20 protein-coding genes are annotated in these 18,002 nt (G+C 46.3%); 10 read left to right on the top strand and 10 right to left on the bottom strand.

The genetic code is table 11. From position 1 onward, the window contains the following. Positions 1–621: 621 nt before the first annotated feature. Both H3H32_RS33075 and H3H32_RS33070 read left to right on the top strand, forming a co-directional pair. Entirely contained in the window at positions 622–3,744 is a 3,123-nt protein-coding gene (locus H3H32_RS33075) for a PVC-type heme-binding CxxCH protein (RefSeq protein WP_182459979.1), read from the top strand. Between the two features lie 125 nt (positions 3,745–3,869). Further along, positions 3,870–4,820 carry a hydroxypyruvate isomerase family protein gene (locus H3H32_RS33070; protein WP_182459978.1) on the top strand — a complete coding sequence of 317 codons (951 nt, stop codon included), beginning with the start codon at positions 3,870–3,872 and terminating at the stop codon, positions 4,818–4,820. A gap of 89 nt (positions 4,821–4,909) precedes the next feature. On the opposite strand, the gene H3H32_RS33065 is transcribed toward H3H32_RS33070, so the two are convergent. The 4 genes from H3H32_RS33065 to pnuC all read right to left on the bottom strand — a co-directional run bounded on the left by H3H32_RS33065 (position 4,910) and on the right by pnuC (position 7,517). Further along, entirely contained in the window at positions 4,910–5,218 is a 309-nt protein-coding gene (locus tag H3H32_RS33065; protein WP_182459977.1) for an isoamylase early set domain-containing protein, read from the bottom strand. 159 nt (positions 5,219–5,377) lie between these two features. Continuing rightward, positions 5,378–6,349, bottom strand: a complete 972-nt coding sequence (locus H3H32_RS33060; protein WP_182459976.1) for an AAA family ATPase — start codon at positions 6,347–6,349, stop codon at positions 5,378–5,380. 1 nt (position 6,350) lies between these two features. Continuing rightward, positions 6,351–6,758, bottom strand: a complete 408-nt coding sequence (locus H3H32_RS33055) for a lipocalin-like domain-containing protein (protein ID WP_182459975.1) — start codon at positions 6,756–6,758, stop codon at positions 6,351–6,353. 84 nt (positions 6,759–6,842) lie between these two features. Next, the gene (gene pnuC / locus H3H32_RS33050) at positions 6,843–7,517 is read right to left on the bottom strand and encodes a nicotinamide riboside transporter PnuC (RefSeq protein WP_182459974.1); all 675 of its coding nucleotides are present in this window, start codon (positions 7,515–7,517) and stop codon (positions 6,843–6,845) included. A gap of 128 nt (positions 7,518–7,645) precedes the next feature. On the opposite strand from pnuC, the gene H3H32_RS33045 reads away from it, so the two are divergent. Further along, positions 7,646–8,839 (top strand): Gfo/Idh/MocA family protein, encoded by a 1,194-nt coding sequence (locus H3H32_RS33045; protein WP_182459973.1) that lies wholly within the window; start codon positions 7,646–7,648, stop codon positions 8,837–8,839. Between the two features lie 90 nt (positions 8,840–8,929). On the opposite strand, the gene H3H32_RS33040 is transcribed toward H3H32_RS33045, so the two are convergent. Beyond that, positions 8,930–9,145 carry a hypothetical protein gene (locus tag H3H32_RS33040; protein WP_182459972.1) on the bottom strand — a complete coding sequence of 72 codons (216 nt, stop codon included), beginning with the start codon at positions 9,143–9,145 and terminating at the stop codon, positions 8,930–8,932. Continuing rightward, positions 9,135–9,605, bottom strand: a complete 471-nt coding sequence (locus tag H3H32_RS33035) for a DUF6932 family protein (protein WP_182459971.1) — start codon at positions 9,603–9,605, stop codon at positions 9,135–9,137. Before H3H32_RS33035 ends, H3H32_RS33040 begins: the two co-directional genes overlap by 11 nt. 79 nt (positions 9,606–9,684) lie before the next feature. Between H3H32_RS33035 and H3H32_RS33030 the strand changes: the two genes are divergently transcribed. Beyond that, positions 9,685–10,467 carry an SDR family NAD(P)-dependent oxidoreductase gene (locus H3H32_RS33030; protein WP_182459970.1) on the top strand — a complete coding sequence of 261 codons (783 nt, stop codon included), beginning with the start codon at positions 9,685–9,687 and terminating at the stop codon, positions 10,465–10,467. 10 nt (positions 10,468–10,477) lie between these two features. After that, positions 10,478–10,984, top strand: a complete 507-nt coding sequence (locus H3H32_RS33025; RefSeq protein WP_182459969.1) for a GNAT family N-acetyltransferase — start codon at positions 10,478–10,480, stop codon at positions 10,982–10,984. A gap of 42 nt (positions 10,985–11,026) precedes the next feature. Here H3H32_RS33025 and H3H32_RS38360 read toward each other — a convergent pair whose 3' ends face one another. Then, a complete protein-coding gene (locus tag H3H32_RS38360) occupies positions 11,027–11,074 on the bottom strand; it encodes a hypothetical protein (protein WP_374191861.1) in 48 nt (15 codons plus the stop codon). Between H3H32_RS38360 and H3H32_RS33020 the strand changes: the two genes are divergently transcribed. Continuing rightward, positions 11,058–12,086 carry a methionine synthase gene (locus H3H32_RS33020; protein ID WP_182459968.1) on the top strand — a complete coding sequence of 343 codons (1,029 nt, stop codon included), beginning with the start codon at positions 11,058–11,060 and terminating at the stop codon, positions 12,084–12,086. The genes H3H32_RS38360 and H3H32_RS33020 overlap by 17 nt on opposite strands. 163 nt (positions 12,087–12,249) lie before the next feature. Here the strand turns inward: H3H32_RS33020 and H3H32_RS33015 are convergent, their stop codons facing one another. After that, positions 12,250–12,828 (bottom strand): acyl-CoA thioesterase, encoded by a 579-nt coding sequence (locus H3H32_RS33015; protein WP_182459967.1) that lies wholly within the window; start codon positions 12,826–12,828, stop codon positions 12,250–12,252. A 187-nt stretch (positions 12,829–13,015) separates the two neighbouring features. Then, positions 13,016–13,342, bottom strand: a complete 327-nt coding sequence (locus H3H32_RS33010) for a HesB/IscA family protein (protein ID WP_182459966.1) — start codon at positions 13,340–13,342, stop codon at positions 13,016–13,018. Between the two features lie 167 nt (positions 13,343–13,509). Between H3H32_RS33010 and mce the strand changes: the two genes are divergently transcribed. From mce to H3H32_RS32990, 4 genes are all read left to right on the top strand, one after another. Beyond that, complete coding sequence (mce, locus tag H3H32_RS33005; RefSeq protein ID WP_182459965.1) at positions 13,510–13,917, top strand: methylmalonyl-CoA epimerase; 408 nt, start codon at positions 13,510–13,512, stop codon at positions 13,915–13,917. A 110-nt stretch (positions 13,918–14,027) separates the two neighbouring features. Continuing rightward, on the top strand, positions 14,028–15,671 hold the full coding sequence (locus H3H32_RS33000) for a M1 family metallopeptidase (RefSeq protein ID WP_182459964.1): 1,644 nt from the start codon (positions 14,028–14,030) through the stop codon (positions 15,669–15,671). Positions 15,672–15,778: 107 nt separating this feature from the next. Beyond that, positions 15,779–16,906, top strand: a complete 1,128-nt coding sequence (locus tag H3H32_RS32995) for an AAA family ATPase (protein ID WP_182459963.1) — start codon at positions 15,779–15,781, stop codon at positions 16,904–16,906. Continuing rightward, the gene (locus H3H32_RS32990; RefSeq protein WP_182459962.1) at positions 16,903–17,550 is read left to right on the top strand and encodes a hypothetical protein; all 648 of its coding nucleotides are present in this window, start codon (positions 16,903–16,905) and stop codon (positions 17,548–17,550) included. Before H3H32_RS32995 ends, H3H32_RS32990 begins: the two co-directional genes overlap by 4 nt. Here H3H32_RS32990 and H3H32_RS32985 read toward each other — a convergent pair. Then, complete coding sequence (locus tag H3H32_RS32985; protein WP_182459961.1) at positions 17,537–17,944, bottom strand: T9SS type A sorting domain-containing protein; 408 nt, start codon at positions 17,942–17,944, stop codon at positions 17,537–17,539. The two genes, H3H32_RS32990 and H3H32_RS32985, sit on opposite strands and share 14 nt — an antisense overlap. Positions 17,945–18,002 lie beyond the last annotated feature (58 nt).

The following is an 18,002-nucleotide window of genomic DNA, read 5'->3' as shown; positions in this document are numbered from 1 at the left end:
GAGATGAGGATAGCAAGGGGTACTCTTATAGAGCACTCCTCATTGGGTTTATTTTAATAATCTTTAGTACAAAACTAATGCCACTCTAACCTAAATGTCGCTAAAGTCTAGCGAATAAATTCACTTAATCACAAAATCAAAAACTTATATACTTTATTAAGATACATTCTAAACGATTCATATCCATTAATGATCATTTAACGCTAATCTATATCAACTTATCAACTCGCACAACTAAAAGCTTATATTATTGTTCAACTTTACCTCAAAATATTAACTCGATATAGTACTTACGTACATGAACGTACGATCGATTTATAAAAATATTCGATTTATTTTACGGTGTGCAGAGTGATCGTGAATGGGTATTATAGGTCGTAGAGCCGATTTCAGCCTATACAAGCAATTTTACCGACAAGACAAGTTACTGAAACAGCCGTCCAGAGAATGAGCCACTATAGGAGCACTCATAAAATGTGGCATGATTAACTTAGGTTAGAATTACCTGAGGGTAAAAAATAAAAATCACAAATGGGTATAAACTGCCCCTGCTGTTATTTTTACTCGGTAAATACTCAAGGTACCTTTTTAAGAGCGAACCTCTCTTAGTTGCTCAAGCATATGACCCCATTTCCTGTATTTAAGGGTTCGGCATTGACCCGCCGGGCTCTTGCGCTCTCTACTGCCGGCTTGCTAATCGGTGGCAGTTTTATTGGCGCTTATCAGAATCGCAACCTGAATGCGGCTTCGGGCAAGTACCTCAACAGCCTGTTTGCTCAACTGAGCGACGATGATAAACATGACCCCAAATATGCCGTCGGGAGTCTAAACGTAGCGCCTGGGCTTGAAGCAACCCTTTTTGCGTCAGAACCAATGCTGACTAATCCAACCGACATCGATGTTGATGCACGAGGGCGAGTCTGGGTGTGCGAAGCGTATAATTACCGACCAGCCATCAATGGAAATCCAACCCGAAAGGAAGGTGACCGGATTGTTATTCTGGAAGATCAGAATGGCGATGGCAAAGCCGATGTTTCGAAAGTATTCTTTCAAGATCCAAGCATCGAGTCGCCACTCGGCATCTGGGTTCAGGGCAACAAAGTTATCGTTTCGGACAGCCCAAACGTTTGGGTGTTGACGGATGAAAACGGTGACGATAAAGCCGACAAAAAAGAGCTACTCTTTACGGGCATCGGGGGCGAGCAACACGACCACGGCATGCACACTTTTGTGTTCGGGCCTGACGGAAAATGGTACTTCAATTTTGGGAATGAAGGTGGTCAGCTCCTCGATAAAGATGGCAATGCGGTTACGGATATTGTTACCGGCAAAACCATCAATAAACAGAACTTCAAAATGGGCATGGTGTTTCGCTGTGACCCAGACGGAAAAAACGTAGAAGTGCTTGGGCAGAATTTCCGTAACAACTATGAGGTAGCTGTCGATTCGTACGGTACCCTCTGGCAATCAGATAACGACGACGACGGTAACAAAGGTGTTCGAATTAACTACGTCATGGAAGGTGGCAACTACGGCTACACCGACGAAATGACAGGCGCAGGCTGGCAGGTCAATCGGGAAAATATCGAACCCGAAATTCCTCGTCGGCACTGGCACTTAAACGACCCAGGTGTTGTGCCCAACCTGCTTCAGACTGGCGCTGGCTCACCCACCGGCATGATTGTGTACGAAGGAAAATTGCTTCCTGAAGTCTTTCGGAATCAGATGATTCACTGCGATGCAGGTCCAAATGTAGTGCGATCATACCCAGTACAGAAAGATGGGGCAGGCTACAAAGCGGAGATTGTGAATGTACTCGAAGGCACCCGTGACCAATGGTTCCGACCCGCCGATGTGTGCGTAGCTCCCGATGGTTCGCTGATTATTGCCGACTGGTATGATCCCGGCGTAGGTGGCCACCAGGCGGGCGATCAGAGTCGGGGACGAGTCTATCGGGTAGCTCCCCCAAATTCGCCTTACACGATGCCGAAAGTTGATCTTACAACAACAGCGGGAGCCATTGAAGCCTTACAAAGCCCCAATATGTCTATCCGCTATGCTGGCTGGCAAAAACTTCGTGAACTGGATAAGAAAGCCGAAAAACCCCTGGCCAGCTTATATAAATCGTCCGACAACCCGAGGATGCAGGCTCGTGCATTATGGCTGTTGAGTAAGTTAGAAAAAGGCCCAAAATACATTGAAACGGCCCTCAAAAGCCCCAATGCCGATCTGCGCATTACGGCTCTTCGGGCGGCTAGAGAGCTTAAGGTTGATATAATTCCGTACATAAAACAGTTGGTCAATGACGCCGATGCCCAAGTACGTAGAGAGTGTATCATTGCCCTTCGGCGGAGCACGTCGGCCGAGGCACCCGCTTTATGGGCGCAACTGGCTAGCCAATACAACGGCAAAGATCGCTGGTATCTTGAAGCATTAGGCATTGGTGCCGATGGCAACTGGGATAGTTATTACACCGCCTGGGTAAAGCAAGTAAATGGTGACCCAATCGCCAAAACAGAAGGTCGTGATATTGTCTGGCGCGCGCGCACCAAAGAATCTGTCCCTCTGCTGGCTAAACTTGCCGGCGACCCTTCGGTTGATCTCAGTCAGCGGCTGCGCTACTTCCGGGCCTTCGATTTCAATCCGGGTGCTACCGAAAAATCAAACGCGCTGCTTGCCATTTTAGAAGCGAATAGCAACTCAACTGCTGCATCGGCCGCCGAGGTAACCAAATTGGCACTGCGGCACCTTGATCCCGCTTTCGTAAAAGGATCGTCTGTTGCCACAGCGGCCCTTACCAAACTCATGACTGATGTATACGGAACACCTGAATACATCGAACTCGTTACGCGGTACGAACCGACTTCCGAAAACGTTAATCTCAAGCAGTTAGCGGTAAAAAAAGCGACGGAAGGAATGGGCCGTGATGCCGCCCGGCAATTGTTGAAGCAAGGTGGCAGTCCGCTGGTTTGGTTGGCTATAGACGGTAGCGATACCGAAGCGGCCACCAATATGCTGATAGCTTTACGTCGTATCGGCAACAAAGAATCCATCGACATCCTGAAACGAGTGGCTTTAGATGAAAAACGCCCGGCAGCACTACGTCGGGAAGCAACTCGCTCATTGGGAGGTAGCATGGAAGGCGCCGATCAGGTGGTGGCTCTCCTGAAATCGGGCGATATCAAAGGCGATTATAAAAAAGCTGCAGTACAGGGTGTAAGTGGCGATTGGCGCAAAAATATCCGGCAACAGGCGGCTAACTTTCTGGATGGAGGCAAAAGTGCTGAAGGCAAAAAACTGCCCGGTCTGAACGAATTACTGACTCTTACGGGCGATGCATCGCGGGGGATGACTGTCTTCAAAAACAACTGTTCAACCTGCCATCAGGTGAATGGAGAAGGAATGGACTTCGGGCCTAAGCTCTCAGAAATCGGCTCTAAACTCCCCAAAGAAGGACAATACCTGGCTATTTTGCACCCCGATGCGGGCATTAGTTTCGGTTTTGAAGGTTGGGATGTTAAGTTCAAAGATGGCAGCTCGATGACGGGTATTGTTTCCAGTAAAACCGAAACCGATCTACAAATGAAGTTTCCGGGTGGCGTGGTTCAGAATTACAAAATGGCCGACGTAGTTTCCATGAAACAAATAGACTCGTCTATGATGCCATCGGGCTTACAGGAAACCATGAGTACGCAGGAATTAGTCGATTTAGTTGAATATTTAGCGAGTTTAAAGAAAAAATAATCCGAACCGGGATTTTTGTGATTTAACTGACTGACTTTGATTTTTTAGGATTTAGCTTTCAAAGAAAGCCAGAGGCTAAAATCAAAGTCAGTTAAATCACAAAAATCCCGGTTCAAACAACCCTTATGCAACGACGCAACTTCGTAAAATCAACCTTTGGCGCAGCGGGCTTAGGCCTGACAGGTGCCGCCGTTTCAAGCGAATCATTCGCCGAGAACTGGCATTCACAGCCCACTTTTCTGGCGAAAAATCATTTCAAACTCAAATATGCTCCGCACTTTGGCATGTTTGAAAACAGCGCGGGTAAAGACCTCATCGACCAGCTGAAGTTTATGGCCGATATGGGTTTTACGGCAATGGAAGACAACGGCATGATGGGTCGAGAACCTGCCTTACAAACCAAACTCGGCGAAGAAATGGCCCGCCTGGGCATAACTATGGGCGTGTTCGTGCTCGATAAAGGTGGTAATGGACAAAATACCCTGGCTGCCGGAAAGCAGGAGTACATCGACATTTTCCTGAACGGCTGTAAAAAAGCCGTTGAAACAGCCAAACGCTGCAACACAAAGTTGACGACGGTTGTACCCGGCGATTTCGAGCGCAAACTGCCGATTGGTATTCAAACGGGTAACGTAATTGATGCCCTTCGCCGGGGAGCCGATATTCTGGCAGCGGGTAACCTAACGATGGTTCTTGAACCACTCAGCGACACCCCAAACCTGTTTTTGCGCACCTCGGATCAGACCTACGAAATCTGTCGGGCGGTAAACAGTCCTTCGTGCAAAATTCTGTTCGATATCTATCACATGCAGAAAAACGAAGGGCACATCATTCCGCACATTGACTGGTGCTGGAGTGAAATCGGCTATTTCCAGATTGGCGATAATCCTGGCCGGAATGAGCCAACCACGGGTGAAATCAATTATAAAAACGTGTTCAAGCACATTTACCAAAAGCAGAAAGCCGAAAACAAGGAATTCATTTTTGGTATGGAGCACGGCAAATCGCAACAGGGTAAAGAAGGCGAAGTTGCCCTGATCAAAGCCTACGTTGAATCGGATAACTTTACCGTGTAATAGCAGCTCGGCTAACTAAGCAAATGGGTAATTAGGCAAGTCATGATGACACCTAATTACCCATTTATTGTTCCTATCAAATGTCTTTCCTAGAGAACAACAACCGAGTTCTCTTCGCTCGAAACGCCACTGGCTACATATTTATCAGCAGCCCAATCGTTTGTCCAAGTCGTACCATCCAAAATGTAGCGATATTGATACTCGCCACCTACAGGCAGTTCAACGGTCGTTTTGTACGAACCATCTTTCTGCTTCTTCAGAACCTGGGCGCTAGGGTCCCAGCTATTAAATTCACCGGCCAGGGCGACCGTTTTAGCACCGTTGACGGCTTCAGCCGGCAATTCAAACGTTACTTTTGCAAGTGGTTTGCTTTTTAGAAATTGTTTGGCAACTGCCATAGAGGTCTACTGTTTGGTTTCCAATGCAAAATTATAGTACAATATTGTTAATATCATAATTATCAGCACATTATAAGCCAAAAATCTTTAAATAATCATATTTAATAATTATTGACTTATAATTACCAATCTAAAAAACGTCCAATTTATCTGATCATATTAATCAGATCCAAGTAGCTTATCAGCCATGTTCTTAAGGGTAATTAACCGTTCCGGATAAGAACCACTCACAAGCAGATAAGGCAATTTTCGCCCATCTAATTCCGCTCGAAAACGAGCCAGCATTTCAGCCCTATGATGCCCCTGATCCCGCAAATCATCGGCAATCCACGGAACATCGATATCCAATAGCGCATAAACGTCATAATGCACCTGTTGTTCTAATTCGGGTAAAATAAATGGAATCTGGCTAAGGTAGATATCCGAATAGATTTGCGTCGTAATGACATCCGTATCGCAGAATAGAATCCGATTTGCCTGCCGCTCTGCCTGTTGTACGGCTTCGGTTTGCGCCCGTCCGATCCGAATAAAATCATCCAGAACAAAATCGTTAGATGTAATCATCTCGCGGGCCATTTCAGGAACAAAAACCGTTTGATAATCGGCCGCTAACTGGCGAGCCAGCGTTGTTTTGCCAACACTTTCAGGACCGTACAGGCAGATCTTTTTGACGAAATAGGGACGCACTACAGCAGGAATGTAATCCCAGTAGCAAGCCGGTTGCTGCCGAATCAACGTAGCAGAAACAGGCACTTGCTGCCGAGGTGGATCAAATGAAACATGCTGCAAGCCCGAATGATGTGCCAACGGAACGGCATACTCCTCTGATGAGAAAAATACGCTTACATCTGGAAAACGTCGCTTAATAAAAGCAGCCCATAATTTAGTGGCATCCCACAGCGTCAATGTCGGATCATGAAATTCGTTCGTCTCAGCTACCACCTCTATGGTAGAATAAGGGGCAAGCAATTCTGTCAGCCATTGAAGTCGGAGATCGGGCGAAATAACATCATCGGGCGAGATAGTCATGGAAACAATCAGTTGATCGCATTGCTTCCGGGCAAATTCAATCAGCGCCAGATGCCCAGTATGAACCGGCATAAACTTCCCGAAAACCAGACCCGTTGTCATTCTATCTGACGAAAATATACTCACCCGAGTCGAATGGCCGTAAAACCAATCGATTCGCTTCCACCGAAACCAGAGGCATCAACTTCCCTCCTAGTGACGACATACATACAGCCGTAATTCGTACACTGTCTCCCTCAAGGCTATAGCTCCCGCTACCACATCCCAGAAAAGCATACTCAACCGGCTTAGTATTTTCATACGTTTCGGTAAACCTGCCTGCCCTGTCGAATGAGATAAATACACCTTTGTTCGCTGGAACATCGACGGTGGTGCAGGCTGAGCTGCTGGTTGGTTTACAATACGTTGCTAATCGCCAGGTACCAACGATGGTATTCGAAGGCGATAATGAGTCTGATTTCGAGCAGCCCATGGCCACCCATAGAAAAAGGGCAAATACACTATATTTCATCGTCGATTCTATTGGTGTTTGGGGGCTAAGACCCTAAAACTCAACGAACAGTTGCCCAGGCGTCATAAATATTGACGCGCAATGCTATTTGACAGCAGTTAGCTGCGAATAACTTCGATACTCCTTTGTCCAGTGCCAGGCACCCTGAAAAGCAATCAGGCAGAAAATGGCGTACTCAAACCCAACTAATTTCACGCCTTTATTGAAGTACATATAGGTGCTAATGATATCAATAACCAGCCACACCCACCAGCATTCCAGCTTTTTATGAATCATCATGAAGGTACCAATAATACTCATAACGGTCGTAAATGAATCCAGATAAGGAAAGGCGCTGGGTTTGCTGAACAACACAGGAAACCAGACATGCAGATTCTGCGCAAACGTACCCAAAACGCCCGTAGCTACTACACCACCTAGTAACACCAGCACCAACGGACGGCCCACCAAGCGCGTAACCCGGAGTTCGTTATGTTGATCGGCTTCGTCCACTGTAGGATGCGTCCAGCGCCACCAGCCTTGCAAGTTTGTGACAAAGAAAAACACCTGCAAAAACATATCGGGGTACAACTGAATCTGATAAAACAGAAAGAAGAAGAGCAACACGCTAGCCGCCCCAATGGGCCAACTCCAGACATGCGCCCGGGCAGCCAGCCAGGTAGCCGCCGATCCGCTAACCACACCGAAAAACTCCAGGTAACTCATGGGGTAATCCCACAGGGTAAAGAAAATGGTATGGATGTCAAAAAAGTTAGGCATGAAATCAGTAATCAATAGAAATTTCTCGTAGTTGACTTTGCTTAGTAGGAATTTTGCGGTGAACCGTGCCACGGTTCACCGCAAAATTCCTACTAAAAGTACGGATTAACCTTTTACTTATAATTCCTATGCAACGTATTGCCATGCTGGGGGGCGGCTTCATTGGCCGCTTCTATGCCGATTCCATTCACGGTCAACGCAGCCGCGACAAAGTGGTAGCGATCTATGCCCGTCGGCAGGAAACCGCCGACAAATTCAAAGCCGACTATGGCTGCGACTTTGCTTCGACCGATATGGAAGAAGTAATTGCGCATCCCGATGTGGATATGGTTTGTATTGCCCTGCCCAATAACATTCATGAAACAGCGGTCAACCTCTGTGCGAAACACAAGAAGTCGGTGGTTTGTACTAAGCCGCTAGGCCGGACAGCCGAAGAAGCGCTACGTATGATGAAAACCGTTGAAGAAGCGGGCATTTTTGCGGGTTACCTGGAAGACCTCTGTTATACGCCAAAGTTCCTGAAAGCGTTGGATAGCGTCAAAAATGGGGCCTTAGGCCGAATTCTCTGGGCTAAATCACGCGAGACACACCCCGGCCCCCACTCCGACTGGTTCTGGGACAAAGAGCAGGCTGGTGGTGGTTGCATGCTCGACTTGGGTTGTCACTGCGTCGAAATCGCCCGGAATTTTATCGGGAAAGATGTGAAGCCAGTAGAGGTCATGTGTTGGGCTGCCACGCAGGTAAAACCCATCGACGCCGAAGATCACGCCATTGCCCTGGTGAAATACGAAAATGGTGCCATCGGCCAATTTGAAGTAAGCTGGACATTCCGGGGTGGCATGGACCTCCGCGATGAAGTAATGGGCACCGAGGGCACCATCTGGATCAACAACTTCCTGCGTACGGGTTTCGAGATGTTCTCGACCGGTAAGGGTGGTGATTATATCGCCGAAAAAGCGGAATCGAACACGGGTTGGCTTTTCCCCGTCGGCGATGAAGTGAACGACCTCGGCTACAATCACATGTTTACGGACATGTTCAAGTCGCAGGAAGAAGGGCGCGATGCTGCCGAAACCTTCTACGATGGATACGTTGTCAATGCGGTACTGGACGCAGCCTATAAATCGGCAGAAACGAAGCAGTGGGAAAAAGTAAACTTACCCGTTTGGCGTGGTCAGGAAGGTCTCAAACCCGAATCGACACTGGTTGAGTACGACGCCGACCATTATCTCATCAAACAGGAAATGACCCACGATGGCCGAAACAAGGTGATTCTTAAGGAGAAAGCCAGTGGGAAGATTATTGAGCGGGATTTGGTGTAAATGCTTAAGCGAGACGAGTTAATCCTTCATCTCCATCAAGAATTGATTTACGTAAAAAGCCATGGCACGGCTTTTTACGTAAATCATTAGTTAAGGAGACGTATGAAAATCAGCATCAATCTGCATCTCTTTCATTAATTCAGCTAACTGCTTTATAAAATCGGCCTTCAAACGCTCAAAATTTTGAATAGCATTTTCATCTACCTCTTTAAATTGACGGTGGTAAGCCAGCATTTGATTAGCTCGGCGAATTTGCTCCAACGTTGCTGAAATTTCTGTAATAACAGAATCTTGCTCAGGCATCATAGTTGTATGAAATTTGTAAATAGCCCTTACGTTCTTTCCTTCGATTGCGAGTAAATAAGCTATGCCAATAAGCTACATCAGACTGGTAACGAATGTAGTATGGGTGATTAATTGGGTAAGCCTGCTCAATATAACTGTCTATTTTGGAAAAACGCGCCTTTCGTCTAAATTCGTCTAGTCGTTCTTTTGACTGCTCGTATAGTCTATAATCAAGAAAGATAACAACATCAACGTCATTCGGATTGAGTTGATATGTTGCAAAACTTCCGTCTATTATAGCTGTGAATGTACCTGAAATTTCATTTTTGAAAGCCGTGAGATAGCCAACCAATTGAATAAACAAATCTTTTCGGGTTGCAGATTCCGGAATAGAGTCTACAAATGTAGTTTCTATCTCTGGCAGACTACTTAAGATTCCATCGTAGGGAATCAGATGGCCTGTCATATCGAATGATAGCATTAGGTAAGTGATATTGGTGTTACAGGCGCAATTTCGTTTCTTGCGTGACTAAATTCCAATTTGATTATCCAAGATTCCAATGTGGTTAGAAAATAAAAAGATCGTCGTCATCGGTGGCACAACGGGTATGGGTTTGTCGGCTGCGTTGGCGTTCGTACGGGAAGGGGCACAAGTGGTCGTAGTCGGGCGGAATCCAGAGAGCTGTGCAGAAGCCGAAAAACAATTGGATGGCAATGGACTAGCGATGTCGGGTGATGCTTCTGACCCGCAAACAGCTCCCAAAGCTATTGCCCTTTGTCAGCAGATTTTTGGTGGTTTTGATGGACTCTATCATGTAGCCGGTGGCAGTGGTCGGCGTTTCGGCGATGGGCCTCTCCATGAGCTTACCCTCGAAGGCTGGACGTATACGGCCAATCTAAATCTCACCTCGTTGATGCTGTCGAATCAGGCAGCTGTCCGTGCGTTCCGTGCGCAAGGCGGAGGTGGATCTATCCTTAACATGGGTTCCGTACTAGGTTCTCGCCCTTCACCTACTTACTTTGCAACGCATGCATATGCCGCTATGAAATCGGGGGTGATTGGCTTCACCAAATCAGTAGCCGCTTATTACGCCAGCGATAATATTCGGGTAAATGTGCTGGCACCTGCTCTGGTCGAAACACCAATGGCCAAACGGGCCACGCAGGACGAGACCATTCTGGCCTTCACCAAAACCAAACAACCGCTCGATGGAGGCCGCATTGGCCATCCCGACGATCTGGATGGGGCCGCTGTTTACTTCATGTCTGACTACTCGGCCTTCACCACCGGTCAGGTTCTGACCATCGATGGGGGCTGGAGTGTGAGCGAAGGACAAATCTAACCTATTAGCCATGATCGAAACACCCCGCTTAACGCTAATCCCGCTGAGTCTCGATCAACTTCGGCTCCACATCTCGGATAAACACCGCCTGGAAGCCACATTAGGATTGAAAAAAGGCCATCGGGAAGCTGTCGATCCGGTTCTGAGCATCATTACTCATTTTACAATACCTCGTTTACAAAACTCCACACTCGACCCGCTTTATCACACATTGTGGCTGGCTATTGATCGGGAGAAACAACAATTTGTAGCCGAAGCCAAGTTTAAGGGCGAACCCGATGAAACGGGAGCTGTTGAGATTGGCTACGGGACCTATCCCGCCCTACAACGCAAGGGCTATATGACCGAAATGGTTGGCGGGCTGGTAAATTGGGCCGGTCAGCAACCAGGTGTTTTGCGTGTTGTTGCGGATACCAATACCGAGAATGTAGCCTCTCAGAAAGTGCTGGAGAAAAATGGCTTCCGGCTATTTGATCGTATTGAAGATATGCTTTGGTGGGAACATAACTTCCGTTAGTTAAAACCTCACGACAAAGTGCTTTTGTCTACGACAAGCAGCTTAACTCAACCGCCTAAACCTAACTAAACCCATGCAACCTGTTCCTATTAAAACTACGGTTGTCGGTTCAATGCCCTTTCCGGGCTGGCTCGAATTTTCCAGTCAGCATCTCGGCCAGTTTGGCCCTGCCGACATCAATGAAATGATTGAAGATGCCGTTGTGGCCTCTGTTCACGATCAGGTAGCTGCTGGTTTGGATGTTATCACTGATGGCGAACAAACCCGCTTCGATTTTAATCTGTCGTTTTACGGCTACATCAACGGCATCCAGAATAATGAGACGGAGTTACGTCGTTTTGGCCCACCCGCTCACGATCAGCGAGGCAAGCATAACATTATTGAGCCGCTAACTGCCCCCAATGGCTTGGGTGTTGTGGAAGAATATCTTCGTCTGAAACGATTAGCGCCCGAAGGGCAGGGCATCAAAGTGTCGATTCCAGGCCCATACACGCTCAGTGGGCGACTATTACCGGGAAGGCTGTACAAAGATCGTTGGGAAGTAACGGAAGCCTTGTTGCCGCTGGTAAGCAAAGAGATTGCCACACTGGTTGAGTTGGGTGTCCCCGAAATTTGTGTAGACGAGCCATCGATGTCGTGTTATGCCTATCGGGAAGACACGAAACGATTTGTAGATATTTTCAACCGGACAGTGGCACCGGGTGTCGGCAAAACTAGGCTTTCGATGCACCTTTGCTTTGGCAACTACAAAGGCCGTTCGGTAGGAAAAAAGACTATCGCTCCCATGCTACCCGACTTTCTGGATATGACCGTCGATGAGCTTCACTCCGAAATGACCATCCTGAATTTCTCAGAAGTAAATCTTCTGGAACGCTTCGCCGAAAAGTTCGACGTAGCCGTTGGAGTCATCGACGTAAAAAGCTACTACATCGAAACGCCTGAAGATGTAGCGGAACGCATCCGCAAATGCCTGCCTTATGTTCCGGCAGAAAAACTGGCCGTTGCTCCCGATTGTGGCTTAAGCCAAACCGCTCGCTGGGCCGCCAAACAGAAACTAACGAATATGGTGGCTGGGGCTAAGATTGTGCGGGGGGAAATCTAAACCGGGATTTTTGTGATTTAACTGACTGACTATGATTTTGTCATTTCGACGTTAGGAGAAATCTTAAGCTTTACTAATGAGGTTTTTGAGATTTCTCCTAACGTCGAAATGACAAAAATCTATTCAGCCGTAATGAACATTTATGATAGAGACAAAATCATAGTCAGTCAGGTAAATCCCGTAAATCCAGGCTCAGACCGTTGGCCAGCTGGCAACGCTCGTTCGCTAATTTATCAACACTTTCGTCGATGAGCATCTGGGTTTTGGCGTTGTGAAAATACTCTGCGTTTAAGGCGCGTAACTCTTTACGTTTCATCGCTTCCAGAAAACGACGGATATCATCTGAGGTTTCGAGCAGAAGTGGTGGTACTTCGGTCGGTTTCTCATTGTCATCTTTCGCCACCATCGTGAAATAGCTAGTATTTGTGTGCTTCACGCTCCCGATTTTCACATTCTCCGCCACGACCTTAATACCCACAATCAGCGACGTTCGACCAACATAATTAACCGACGCCATCAGCGAAACCAGTTCACCCACTTCAACGGGTTGCCGGAAATTCACGCCATCGACCGAAACCGTCACGCAGTATTGACCAGCATGTTTCGCTGCACAGGCATAGGCCACCTTATCCATTAATGACAGCAGTATTCCACCATGTACGCGGCCACCAAAATTGGCGTAAGCCGGAATCATCAATTCGGTAAGTGTGGTACGGGAGTGACTAACGGGCTTGGCGTTCATCTGAACCGGGATTTTTTTGATTTAACTGACTGACTATGATTTTTCTTTTTATAAGCTTAGCAATTAGCTGACAATGCATGAAATAAGGCATAAAAATGAAGAAGCCAACCTTATATAGGCTGGCTTCTTCAAAAAATCAAGAAAATCATAGTAATCACAAAAATCCCGCCGGGCCGCCGATGCGGTTTCAGACGGCGAAACTCTCACCGCAACCGCAGGTCCGGCTGGCGTTGGGGTTTTTGAACTGGAATCCTTTGCCATTTAGCCCGTCCGAAAAATCAAGTTCGGTACCGGCCAGATAGAGTAGGCTTTTGCGATCTATCAGAATCTTAACGCCTTTATCTTCAACAACGTGGTCGGTTGGCTGCTGCGTAGCGTCGAACTGCAGATCGTACATCAGACCCGAGCAACCTCCTCCCTGAACACCCACCCGAATAGCGTAGTTATCGTTCAGACCATCTTTCTGACGGAGTTCAACAATTTTATTTTTAGCAATTTCAGAAACCGTAACCATAGTTGTAATCGAGTCAGTGTTGACACATATCAATGCTTTCTCTATAACTTTCGGCTAAATGGAAAAGTTCTGTTCTATGTCTGGGCCAAGCTCTGGCTTGGCCTTTTACAATAACTAATCAAGGCCAAGCCAGAACGGTCCGCCGTAGCGGCTTGGCCCAGACGATCATGCTTACAAACGTTGAACATATCGGCATCGCTGTTCGTGACATTGTTGCGTCAAACGACTTATTTACCAAGTTACTAAACGTAGCCCCCTACAAAGCCGAAGCCGTTGCGACAGAAGGTGTAACGACTTCTTTTTTTCAGGTAAACCAGACTAAAATTGAGCTTCTCGAAGCAACCAGCCCTGACAGTCCAATTGCCAAATTTCTGGAGAAAAAAGGGGAAGGTATTCATCACATTGCCTTTGAAGTAGATAACATTCAGGCAGAGATGGAGCGGTTAAAAAATGAAGGATTTACCCTGTTAAATGACGTTCCGAAACGCGGAGCCGATAATAAATTAGTTTGTTTTCTACATCCTAAAGGTACGAATGGGGTTTTGATCGAACTTTGCCAGGAGATTAAGGAGTAAATAGATTGGATAAATTTGATTCTATTGATTCTTCAGATTCTATTATGCGGGAGATAAACGACTTAGCCCTACGAGAATCCATAGCATTAATAGAACCTGAACGTATTAGCATGAAGGAAAAAGGATTATTAATTGCCCTATTTGTTTTAATTATCTCGACTGCCCAATGCCAACAACCAGGCAACTTAGCCCGTTATACGCAACCCGGTGTCGACGTTCTGAATTATGCCTTTTCGCTCACGCTGAGCGATTCGACTAACCAGATTAAAGGCGAAACTACCATTCGATTCACCCGAGCCGACGACCGTCAAACCGTCTGGTTCGATTTAATAGCTAGTAAAGTAGATTCTACCCAAGGGATGAAAGTGCGTTCAGTAAGTCTGGCGGATGGCAAAGCGGCTCCCTTCAATCAGCGGAACGACCGGGTATTCATTAACTTACCGCCCGCGCCAAATCAACCAACAGAAGTAGTTATTCGGTATGACGGTACGCCAGCCCGAGGGTTAATTATTAGTCGGAACAAGTTTGGTGAACGTACTTTTTTTGGCGACAATTGGCCTAACAACGCCCGGAATTACCTACCCGTGGTCGATCATCCTTCCGATAAAGCAACCTGTTCGTTTTCCGTCAATGCTCCTGCTACATATCGGGTTATTGCCAATGGAAAACTCCTGAATGAAAGCAACCTACCGAATGGCCGCAAATTGACCCGCTGGCAAGAGAACACACCCATTCCGACCAAAGTGATGGTGATTGGTGCAGCCCAATTTGCGGTTGAGGAAGTCGGCTCGGTAAGTGGCGTGCCGGTACAAAGCTGGCTGTATCCGAACGATAGTCAGAAAGGGTTTATCGACTATCGTCCGGCGAAGGAAATCCTGCAATACTTCATCGACAAAATTGGTCCGTATTCGTACGAGAAGCTGGCGAACGTAGAGTCGACCACGGTTTTCGGCGGTATGGAAAACGCCAGTTGCATTTTCTACAATGAGAAAGTGATTGTTGGCCATAAAGATTCGGATGTAGAGGCTTTGCTGGCTCACGAAATTGCCCACCAGTGGTTTGGCAATTCAGCCACCGAATCCGACTGGTCGCAGCTTTGGTTGAGCGAAGGCTTTGCTACTTACTTCTCGGGCCTTTATCTCGAACATGCTTATGGGAAAGACACCCTCAACGCAGTGCTCAACCAGAACAAAGGGCAGATTTTTCGGTACTCAGCCCTAAAGCCCAAAGGCACTATCGTTGATTCGACCACGACAAACCTAATGGACTTGCTCAATCCGAACTCTTACCAAAAGGGCGGTTGGGTCTTGCACATGCTTCGGAATGAAATTGGTGATGAGGCATTCTGGAAAGGCATCCGCGCTTACTACGCCACCTACCGCAATCGAAATGCCCAATCCAGCGATTTCCAGGCGGTAATGGAAACGGCATCGGGTAAAAAGCTTGGGCAGTTTTTCCAGCAATGGTTATACCAGCCCGGTTACCCCGAACTAGTGTGGGGGTCGAGTTACGATGCCACTAAAAAATCATTGGTGATTGATGTGCGTCAGGCACAACGTAGCGGTGCGCTTTTTGTGGTACCGCTCACATTCAGCATCCGTGGCAGCAATGGTCGGGAAATCACCCGAACCGCCCGCCTGACCATGACCGAACAAACGCAGACCTTCACGGTTCCCCTAGCCACCAAGCCCGGCTCCGTCGCCATTGACCCCGATAATACGGTATTGATGCATGCTACCGAAATGGGGAAGTAAATAGTTATCTTGCATACATTAACTGGGATTTCGATACGCCATATCTCCAAGATATGGCGTATCGAAATCCCAGTTAATGAGTATACCGCCATTTACCGCTACCGACCATGCTCAAGCGCGTTTCCATCCAGAACTTCAAAAGCCTAAAAGACGTCACGCTCGATCTTCAAAAAGTCAATTTGCTAATCGGGCCTAATAATTCGGGTAAGACGAATTTTTTGAAGGCGCTGGAGTTTTGTTATGATTCAGAGCCATTCGGAGAGCTTTTTCGGAAGAACAAGCAAGCAAAAATGCAATTCTTTCTAGATGATTTAGCTAGAAAAAAAGCGCAAGAAGAAAGCAAAAAATTCAAATCAATTGTATTTAAAAAGGACAATCAACTTCATATTAGCTTAAATTTACTATTTAGTGACATTTCAGAGCCATTTACAATAAATTGGGGAGTTGATGCCAGGCTTATAAATCAAAATTTTAATGATAAAAACATTGATTCATCACTAAATGAACGAGAATTCCATTCACTATTATCAGCGCTAGGAAATATTCAAATTTTCAGACCAGATCCGAATAAACTAATTCAACCTGGGCCAGTTGGTATTGGCGCTAACATAGTTAATGCTGACGCTTCTAATCTAGTTGGTTTTCTGGATCTTATGCTAGGGAAGTATAGAAGAACTGTATTCAATCGAATTGAGTCAGATTTACATACTTGTATTTCGGAGTTCGATGAAATTAACTTAGATGATGCTTCTCTTACAGAAGATATTAAAAATAAGTCGCTTAAGCGTATCGGCTTAACGAATAGTAAACAAGATATTACTTATTGGGCCGACGAACTCTCAGAAGGTACCCTCTACTTCCTCGCTCTCCTTTGCATCATCAACCAGCCCAACCCTCCCAAACTTCTTTTGCTTGAAGAACCCGAAAAAGGTATTCATCCGCGTCGGATTGCAGAAATAATCAACTTCATTTTTGGTTTGGTTGATGATAAAGATATACAGGTGATTATGACGACGCATAGTCCAGCAGTTGTCGATATGTTTAAAGATATGCCTGAGTCTGTCTTTATTTTCGACAAAGACGATGAAGGAGCTACGCACGTAAAGAATCTACAAAAAGATATTATTGAGCCAGAAACTGACGAAAGTAAAAAATTAGGTTTTGACCCTCCACGTTATCTCGACGGTTTAGGGGAAGCATGGAAGGTTGGTCTTTTAGGTGGTGTACCCCGATGAGCATAATTAGCTATGGTATTTTATGTGAAGATAAGGCGCATAAAAACTTTATTGAACACTATTTGACTCAGTGTCATCCAGGAATCTTTCAGGAAAACGAGCAATTTGGATGGCGGATAAAAGCAACTAATGCGAAGGAGGTTGAAGATACTTTACCAGATGCAACTCGTCAAGGTTTCATTAAATATGGCCTATCTGTACTCTTTGTAGGCAGAGATGCTGATGCTACCGACCATAAACGAATTGATGAACTAAAAGCAAAATTGACTTCACTATGCCAAGCGCATGATAAAGTGATTCTTATGGTTCCAGTGCAATGTATTGAGCACTGGTTGCTCTATTTGCAATGGCATCGTGATTATCCTACTTCGACTAAGAATGAACCTCTAGAGCACATTATGCGAAACGAGGCTAAATTGAAAATTTACGGAGGGAAATTGAAAGTTGAAAAACAGCTTGAAAAGGCAAATGAGCTTTTAGTTAATGTTGATATTGATTGGCTACTGCAACGCTCCGAAAGTTTCAAACACTTCCATAATCAAGTCAAGTATTTCTTAGCTCATCATCAGCCAAAACATAAAACCAGCCATGGCCTCACGACCGTGGCTGGTTTTATTATATACCGTTCAATTAGTTCAGCGTAATGGTGCGGGATGGCGTCTGGACAGGCTTCGTGGCTATCGTAACTGGGTAGGTCGTTACATCAGTTCCGGCGGCAACCTCCACTTGATAAGCACCGTCACTTAGGTCTGTTAGATCAAATTGAAAGTGGAAATTACCCTGCTTCCTGTTGATAAATTGCTTGTCTAACAGCGCCCCATCGGCCGATTTCAGGGAAACAGTCATTTTTTGACCGGGGGTCCGTTCCACAAACACATTCAGTTTGGAAGGCGTTGCGGACGGGAAAACAGCCACTTTATACGAACCCGTTGTAACGGGCGCGGTTGTCGATGGAGCTGGGATTGTTGAGGCAGTTGCTGCCAATGTGGCCGTGCTCAAAAGCAGGGCGGTTAATAAGGATTGAGTGAAGGTTTTCATGTGATTTAGTAGTTGTTGTTTACTGTTCAGAAGGAACGTATCAAAGGTATGCGTCTTT

Origin of the sequence: Spirosoma foliorum, from assembly GCF_014117325.1 — a bacterium.
Taxonomy (GTDB): domain Bacteria; phylum Bacteroidota; class Bacteroidia; order Cytophagales; family Spirosomataceae; genus Spirosoma; species Spirosoma foliorum.
Note: the sequence above shows the minus strand (reverse complement) of the source record. Positions and strands in the feature narration are given on the sequence as shown.